The 7750-nt window shown below is 60.5% G+C and carries 8 protein-coding genes and 3 pseudogenes; 4 read left to right on the top strand and 7 right to left on the bottom strand.

What is annotated here, in order from left to right:
- Nucleotides 1-80 precede the first annotated feature (80 nt).
- The 4 genes and pseudogenes from SJY11_RS24615 to SJY11_RS24600 form a co-directional block, all read left to right on the top strand.
- A complete protein-coding gene (locus SJY11_RS24615; RefSeq protein WP_376989514.1) occupies nt 81-542 on the top strand; it encodes a transposase in 462 nt (153 codons plus the stop codon).
- Nucleotides 467-808: pseudogene (locus tag SJY11_RS24610) on the top strand (transposase); the annotation flags it as partial. The gene SJY11_RS24615 and the pseudogene SJY11_RS24610, both read left to right, overlap by 76 nt.
- A gap of 84 nt (nt 809-892) precedes the next feature.
- Nucleotides 893-1357 (top strand): annotated as a pseudogene (locus tag SJY11_RS24605) (transposase); the annotation flags it as partial.
- 193 nt (nt 1358-1550) lie between these two features.
- Nucleotides 1551-1967, top strand: a pseudogene (locus SJY11_RS24600) (transposase); the annotation flags it as partial.
- A 23-nt stretch (nt 1968-1990) separates the two neighbouring features.
- Here SJY11_RS24600 and SJY11_RS24595 read toward each other — a convergent pair.
- The 7 genes from SJY11_RS24595 to SJY11_RS24565 all read right to left on the bottom strand — a co-directional run bounded on the left by SJY11_RS24595 (nt 1991) and on the right by SJY11_RS24565 (nt 7696).
- Nucleotides 1991-2314 (bottom strand): MerR family transcriptional regulator, encoded by a 324-nt coding sequence (locus tag SJY11_RS24595; protein ID WP_376989513.1) that lies wholly within the window; start codon nt 2312-2314, stop codon nt 1991-1993.
- Between the two features lie 364 nt (nt 2315-2678).
- Nucleotides 2679-3065, bottom strand: coding sequence for an IS66-like element accessory protein TnpA (tnpA, locus tag SJY11_RS24590; protein ID WP_376989512.1), 387 nt, complete (start codon nt 3063-3065; stop codon nt 2679-2681).
- Between the two features lie 228 nt (nt 3066-3293).
- Entirely contained in the window at nt 3294-3689 is a 396-nt protein-coding gene (locus SJY11_RS24585; protein WP_376989511.1) for a BLUF domain-containing protein, read from the bottom strand.
- Nucleotides 3690-3841: 152 nt separating this feature from the next.
- A complete protein-coding gene (tnpC, locus tag SJY11_RS24580; RefSeq protein ID WP_376989519.1) occupies nt 3842-5320 on the bottom strand; it encodes an IS66 family transposase in 1479 nt (492 codons plus the stop codon).
- 98 nt (nt 5321-5418) lie between these two features.
- Entirely contained in the window at nt 5419-5775 is a 357-nt protein-coding gene (gene tnpB / locus SJY11_RS24575) for an IS66 family insertion sequence element accessory protein TnpB (protein WP_376986912.1), read from the bottom strand.
- Nucleotides 5772-6215 (bottom strand): IS66-like element accessory protein TnpA, encoded by a 444-nt coding sequence (gene tnpA / locus SJY11_RS24570; RefSeq protein WP_376989510.1) that lies wholly within the window; start codon nt 6213-6215, stop codon nt 5772-5774. Before tnpA (SJY11_RS24570) ends, tnpB begins: the two co-directional genes overlap by 4 nt.
- A 77-nt stretch (nt 6216-6292) precedes the next feature.
- Nucleotides 6293-7696 carry a methyl-accepting chemotaxis protein gene (locus SJY11_RS24565; RefSeq protein ID WP_376989509.1) on the bottom strand — a complete coding sequence of 468 codons (1404 nt, stop codon included), beginning with the start codon at nt 7694-7696 and terminating at the stop codon, nt 6293-6295.
- Nucleotides 7697-7750 lie beyond the last annotated feature (54 nt).

The raw sequence follows: 7750 nt of genomic DNA, 5'->3' as shown, positions 1-7750 counted from the left end.
GCAACTGTAATGCTAGGCGGTGTGGACGAATTGCCGCAAGCAACAGTTTGACGATTCCAGCGAGGAATCGAATGTGATTCATGGGTTTCCGACTGATTTGGAGGTCGGAAGCGATGTCGACTCGGATGGACGAAGACGACTGGGCGATCACGTTGACAGTGTTCCGGGCCTGCCTGCCGCGCCGGGGGCGCAAGGCGGCGGACGACCGACTGTTTCTCGAAGCGCTGCACTTCTTCACGGTGGAGAACGTGCGCTGGCGAGCGCTGCCCGAGCGTTTCGGGAACTGGAACACGGTGTGGAAGCGCTTCGACCGGCTTGGCAAGGCGGGCGTCTTCGAGGCCTTCTTCGATGCACTGGCGGGCCTGAGTTCGTCAGCCCGCCTCATACAGATGTTCGACTCGACCATCGTGCGCGCCCATGTTTCGGCGGCAGGCGCAAAAGGGGGCAGCAGGGCCAGGCGCTCGGCCGCTCGCGCGGCGGCTTCACGACCAAAATCCACGCGAAGTCAGATGCTTCGGGCACGCTCATCGGCTTCGACCTGACCGGCGGGGAGAAAGGCGACGCGCCCCACTTCGCCGTGCTGCTCAACCTCGGGCCCGACATCGCGCCCCGCGCCGTGATCGGCGACAAGGGTTATGCCAGCAAGGCCAACCGGGCCATGGCGCGCGCACGCGGCATCGCGCCAGTGATCCCGCACAAGGACAACGAGAAGGACAAGCCCGCCTTCTTCGCCAGGACCCTCTATAAGGCGCGCGCCCGCATCGAACAGGGCATCGGCGCCCTCAAACGCTTCAAGCGCGTCGCCCTCCGCCGCGAAAAGACAGCTCGGAACTTCCGGTCCATCGTCAGCTTCGCGGCAGGGCTATGCTTGATCAAATTCGTCCACACCGCCTACATCCCGATGGCGCGGGGCTTCGTCTATCTGACGGCCGTCGTCGACTGGTTCAGCCGCAAGGTCCTGGCCTGGCGGCTCTCGATCACGATGGACGTCGCCTTCTGCATCGAGGCCGTCGAGGAGGCGATGGCGCGCTTCGGCAAGCCGGATATCTTCAATACCGACCAAGGCTCGCAGTTCACCAGCCGCGAGTTCACCGCCCTGCTGATCGGCTCCGGCATCAAGATTAGCATGGATGGCAAGGGCGCCTGGCGCGACAACGTCTTCGTCGAGCGCATCTGGAAATCGGTCAAATATGAGGAGGTCTACCTGCGCGCCTACGCCAGCGTGTCCGACGCGCGCGCTTCGATCGGCCGGTATCTGGCCTTCTACAACGGCAAGAGGCCTCACCAGAGCCTGGGACGGCAGACGCCCGATCAGGCCTACTTCAACGCGCCGCAGCCAATCCCGGTTGCGGCATAACCAGGGCCGAAATCCACTTAACGACAGACCGCAAACTGTTCAGACAAACCGAGCCAGCTCTCAACGCCGTGCGCCCGAAAGACGTTCTTGGCCAAATTCGGGCCGATGATGCTAACCTCCGTCACGGGCGCTCTCCTGTGGTGGCTCTGAAACACCACCACCTTGGCACGTTGATGCCGTCGGGGGGCGTCCACCCCATCACTCGAAGACCACGACCTTCGTGGGCGCGCTGACCCTGCGCGGCTTCATCGCGCCATGGGTGCTCGACGGCCCGATCAACCGGGACGCCTTCGAGACCTATGTCGCCAAGACGCTGGTCCCGGAGCCGCGCCCGGGCGACATCGTCGTCATGGATAACCTGTCCAGCCATAAGGGGCCGCGCGTGCGCCAGATAATCGAGGCGGCGGGCGCCGACCTGCGCTACCTCCCACCCTATAGCCCCAACTTCAACCCCATCGAGAACGCCTTTGCCGAGCTCAAGGCGATGCTCAGGAAAGCGGCCGAGCGAACCATCGGCGGTCTGTGTGATGCAATCGGCCGCGTCATCGACCTGTTCCCTTCCGCCGAATGCGCCAACTACTTCAGCGCGGCTGGCTACGATGGAACATGATCGGATTCTGCTCTAAGCTTTATTCATTTCAAACTCATCAATTCGCTTTTTAATAAAATAATGGCTTCATCTAATTCGTTTGTTTTCTCAAATAGTAGTTGAATTTGCTCTTTAATTTGCTTTCGTGTTGGGTTTCCTTGCAATATCTCGGTGATTGTGAACCCCATTTTTCTGTATCGAATGACATCAGCTAGCCGCTGCTTGTCGGTATCGTCATAAATTCTATTGAACTGAAGCGGGCTTTTTGGAAGTCGCGCAGGACTTAACAGCCCTCGCTCTTCGTAAAAACGGAGAGTCCGCAGGCTGATCCCAAACTCGTCAGCGATTTGTCGAATCGAGTAAGCCACAATTATATTGAGATAACAAGGAACGCCTGGGCTTTCAAGCCCGTAATCCAAATAACGGTTTGGTGGAATCCTATCGCGTTAATGGTGCAGTTGATCATTATCCAGAGTATGCGATTACGCTTCAATCGTTCCTCAATAAGGATCATGGGGCGGTAGTTTCTCGAGTTGTTTCTAAGGTCGTGTCCCATAGCGCGGTGTAGCTGAGGTGGTCATCGGCGATTGCCGGTTAGGTTTGGGTTGTGAACGCCAAGCCTGAACCGAGAGATCCCCGATGACCGCACCAACGCTGCCAGGCCCTCCGCGCCCTTGCGGAAGTCGACCGGCTTCGTTGCGATCATGACGCGGACCGCGCCGGTCGGGCCGATCACGAGCCGCCCTTCAACGCGCCGATCACTGCCTCAATCGTGGCGCGCGTCGCACCATTTTCGACCGTTACCTTGACGCCGCCGACGTCGATCTCGATCGCAGCGATGCGGCGTCTTTGCGCGCGTCGTCTGGGACGCGGGGATCGCGATGGGGGGCTCACCTCCTCCTCTGCGCCCGCAGGCTGCGCCATCACCGCCGGCACGAAGGCCGGGAGGGTCTCGGCCGCCTGACGTGCCTCGCGCCGCCAGGTGAACAGTTGCTGAGGCGTCAGCCCATGGCGGCGGGCCACCGCCGATACCACCGCGCCAGGCGCGAGCGTCTCCTCCAGGATCCGCGCCCGCTCATCGCCGCTCCAGCGACGGCGGCCAATCGCACCGTTGATCACCTCAAAGCGCCGGACTTCGCCCTCCGGCCCAAGTCTATGGTCAAGCCTAGACACAAAACGACCCTCCAAATCAGGATCGTCATACTGACCGCTCAGGCCCCTGCGAAGAAGGTGCGATCGGGGCACCGCTTACAGACAAGCGTCGCGCGGTGACGCTGAAACACCCTTACCGTGAGCGCGCGAAATATGCCTTAGGATCCACGGAGGAATTCGACAGTGTCGATTAAATCAGCTCAATGCCCGACGCGAAGCCATCAGTTTTTTGGCCATTTCAAGAGCTTCCTCGCCAGTTATATTGACAGATATCGGGACCGTCTGCAAAAATCCACCCATAGACCAATCGCTAAAATCTCGCAATTGAACGTATCGAGATAAAATTATACGCGATTCGCGGTGGCGAGTATCGGCATTGATACGCGCATATGTCGATTCAACGTCCTGTTGTTTGCCTTCCAGGATTTGCAGAAATTTATGCCCATCGAATATGAGAGCCCCGGTAATAGACATGCGAGCGTTGTTTGTTTTAGATATTAATATAATATTACGAAGCGTTTCAAGTGTGCTTGAAACGCGAGCTAGACTATATTGTGATTCATAAGCTATTTGGTAGAGGCCATCGTACATATCAAATCACCTGACTATGGTAAATGATCGTATGAGCACAGAATCATTATCAGAAAATGAATCGTCGTCATTTTTTAGAAGGGCGGCAATATGCCACTCTTCTTTCACGCCATTCAAACTCTCGCGCTCTAATTAAATCGTAAGCGGTGTTCTCAGGCCACGGCCTTGAGCGGCTGTGAGGCGTAGGCCCAAGGCAGCAGATCGTCGAGCTGGCTTTGCGGGTGGCCGGCGACGATACGGGCGATGACGTCGGCGAGGTAGGCTTGCGGATCGACGCCGTTGAGCTTGGAGGTCTCCACGAGCGAGGCGACGACTGCCCAGTGCTCGGCGCCGCCATCGGATCCGGCAAAGAGCGCGTTCTTGCGGTTCAAAGCGATCGGTCGGATCGCGCGCTCGACCACGTTGGAGTCGATCTCGACGCGGCCGTCGTCGAGGAAGCGTGAGAGACCGGCCCAGCGCGAGAGCGCGTAGCGGATGGCCTCGGCAAGCTTGCTCTTCTGGCTGACGAGGCCGAGCTTGTCCTTGAGCCACGGCTCCAGCGCCGCGACAATGGGGCGGCTTCGGGCCTGGCGGGCGGCGCAGCGTTCCTCGGCCGAGCAGCCTTTGATGTCGGCCTCGACCTGATAGAGCGTCGCGATGCGCGCGAGCGCTTCCGTGGCGATTGGCGCGGGGCCACCTTGCGCGAGATCGTAGAACTTCCGTCGGACGTGGCTCCAGCAGAAGGCCAGGCTCACGGCATTCCTCTCAGCCAGCGCCTTGTAGCCGGCGTAGCCGTCGACCTGGAGCACGCCGGTGAAGCCTTGAAGATGCCGGATCGGCTGGTCAGCCTTGCGGTCGGGCGCATAGAGATAGGCCACGCCAGGAGGGTCTGCGCCGCCCCAGGGCCGTTCGTCACGGGCGTAGGCAAAGAGCTGGCCGGTCTTGGTCCGGCCGCGGCCGGGATCGAGCACCGGCGCCGTCGTCTCGTCGGCGAAGAGCTTGGTCGATGCCTTCAGCCGCTCGAACAAGCGCTCATGGACCGGCCGTAGGAGGAAGGCTGCCTTGCCGACCCAGTCAGCCAGGGTTGAGCGGTCCAGGTTCACGCCCTGCCGGCCATAGATCTGGGCCTGGCGGTAAAGCGGCAGGTGGTCGGCGTATTTGGCGACCAGAACATGGGCCACCGTTGCCTCGGTCGGGATGCCGCCCTCGACGAGCCGGGCGGGTGCCGGCGCCTGCACCACGACCTCCTCGCAGGCCCGGCAGGCGTATTTCGGCCGACGGGTCACGATCACGCGGAACTGGGCGGGGACGATGTCGAGACGCTCGGAGACATCCTCGCCCATCGCATGCAGCTCGCCCCGGCAGCACGGGCAGGTCTTGTCCTGGACGTCGACGATCTGCTCAACCCGCAGCAGGTGCGCCGGCAGTGCTCCACGGTTGGCGCGGCGTTTCCTGGCCCGGTCGGCATGCTTGACGGGATCAGCTGCTTCCTCGCCCGCGAGGGCCTCGGCCTCGATCTGCTCGGCCTCCTCGAGCCCGAGCAGGAGCTGATCGAGCGGCAGGCTCTCGGCTCGGCGCCCGAAGCGATGACGCTGCAACTCCTTGATGATCTGACGCAGCCGCTCGTTCTCGGCGCGCTCTTCCGCCAGCATCGCCCGAAGCGCGATCGGATCGCTGGTCAGTGGGTTGGCCGCGTTGTTCACGAAGCCGATTCAATCATGGATTACAGTGGCTTGCCAGTCTGGAACGATCAACTTGCCGCGACGGGGACCCGTGTCTCGCGCCGTTCATGCACCCGTCGCCAGTCGAGGCCTTCGAGCAACGCCTGAAGCTGTGCCGCTGTCAGTCGCACGACGCCGTCGGCGATGGCGGGCCACTGGAACTTGCCGTCTTCCAGCCTCTTCGAGAACAGGCAGACGCCCGTTCCATCGAAGTAGACCAGCTTGATCCGGTCGGCGCGCCGCGCCCGGAACACATAGACCGCGCCCGAGAACGGATCGGCGCCCATGTTCTCGCGCACCAGCGCGGCCAGGCCCTCCGCGCCCTTGCGGAAGTCGACCGGCTTCGTCGCGATCATGACGCGGACCGCGCCGGTCGGGCCGATCACGCGCCGCCCTTAAGCGCGCCGATCACCGCGGCAATCGTCTTGGGGCTCGCACCGGTTCCGACACGCACCACGACGCCGTCAATCTCGATCTCGATCCCGCCGCTCGGCCTGGCGACAGTGCGACGACGACGCGTGGCCGGCGGCCTCACGGTCTCGGGTTCGCAACGAACTGCATCGACCACCGCGGGCACGAACATGGGCGATGATGCCGGCTCTGGCGCTCGCCGCAAAAGACGCCGCCAGCCGAAAAGCTGCTGCGGAGACAAGGCATGGCGGCGCGCAATCTCGCTCACCGTTGCGCCCGGCTCGTAGCTCTCCGCCACGATCTTTGCCTTGTCGTCGTCCGACCAATCGCGTCGGCGCCCGGTCCCGGTGAAGACCTCGAACCGGCGAACCGGCTCGTCGTCGCTGGATTTAAGCGTAAGCTCTGAAATCGTCATGTGTCGAAGCCCTCAGGGGCTTCAAAGATCGGCGCTCAGACCGCTCAAGCAAAGGTGCCAGCGGGACATCGCTTACATTAAATCGCCACCAAACGTGGTCTCGTCGGGTTCGAGGCTGCATCGCCTCGCCGATGCTCTTCGTTTTGATGGATTTTTCCGTCCCCAATGCGGAAGGCCTCAACCAAAGTACGCAAGGCGTTTGTGGCATCCTGCAATTGACCTGCGATATGCGAGCTCTGTTCAGCCATCGCCGAGTTCTGTTGCGTCATGTCGTCCATGTGGGCGACGACCTTTGCAACCTCCTCGATCCCGTTCGCCTGTTCGTTGGAAGCGCTTGAGATGTCGCTCAATGCCGCTGCAACGCTCGTGGACGAGGCAACAATGTCCGAGAGAGCCGATCCAGCTCCTTTGACGAGTTTCACACCCGCTGCGACTTCCTGCCCCGAGTTCGTAATCAGCTTCTTGATATCATTGGCGGCTTCGCTCGATCGTTGCGCCAATGCCCGAACTTCCGATGCGACAACCGCAAAACCTTTTCCGGCATCGCCGGCGCGGGCTGCTTCAACGGCTGCGTTCAGCGCAAGGAGATTGGTCTGAAACGCTATGTTGTCGATAACCGTGATAATCTCGGCGATATCACCAGACGCTTTCTCGATCCGCTCCATCGCGATCACTGCGTCGGCGACGATTGTGCCACCACGGTTGGCGATCTCATTGGCGGCGATGCCCTGCTTGGTCGCCTCCTGCGCTCGTTCGGAGCTGTGTTTGACCGACGCTGCAAGCTCTTCTGTCGTTGCCGCTGTCTCCTCCAAACTGCTGGCCTGCTCTTCAGTGCGTTGCGCCAATGCGTGACTGTCGGCATTGATGCGGGTCGTCCCGTTGGAAATTTGGCCAGAAATCTCCGAAACCGTCCGAATAATGCCTGTAACTGTGTCGAGAAGATCGTTCACGCCGCTGCAAAGAATTGCGATGTCGCCGCTTTTGCCATTCAGCGGCACGCGCCCTGTCAGATCATTCGATTTTGCCGCCTGAACAACACGCATTGTCTCATCGACAGCCGCACTGAGCATGTCTTGGGCGTGTTTGGCGGCAGTGATGTCGGTAAGATACTTCACCACCTTGGAGGGTTTGCCGGGCGCATCGAGGATGGGATTATAGGTCGCCTGAATCCAGACCTCACGGCCAGATTTAGAAATGCGTAGATATTGCGCAGAATCATAATTGCCTTGTCCGAGCTTTTGCCAGAAGCGTTTGTATTCGTCGCTGCGGCGATCCTCCGGCCTGACAAAAATGCTATGATGTTTTCCTTTGACCTCGTCGAGCGTGTAGCCAAGAGCATCAAGGAAATGCTGATTCGCGTATAGAATATAGCCTGTCAGATCGAACTCGATGACGGGTTGGGATTTCCGGATTGCGGTTGGCTCACCTGCGAAGCTGGCGATGAGGCCCGTGATATCGGTCGCGAATTTGATCACCTTCACCGGTTTGCCCGAACGTACGCATACGAGGAGGGCCGCATGACGGAAGCCTTCGCG

It is taken from the genome of Allobosea sp. R86505, assembly GCF_042466375.1.
GTDB lineage: Bacteria > Pseudomonadota > Alphaproteobacteria > Rhizobiales > Beijerinckiaceae > Allobosea.
This window is presented reverse-complemented; position numbering and strand designations above follow the sequence as displayed.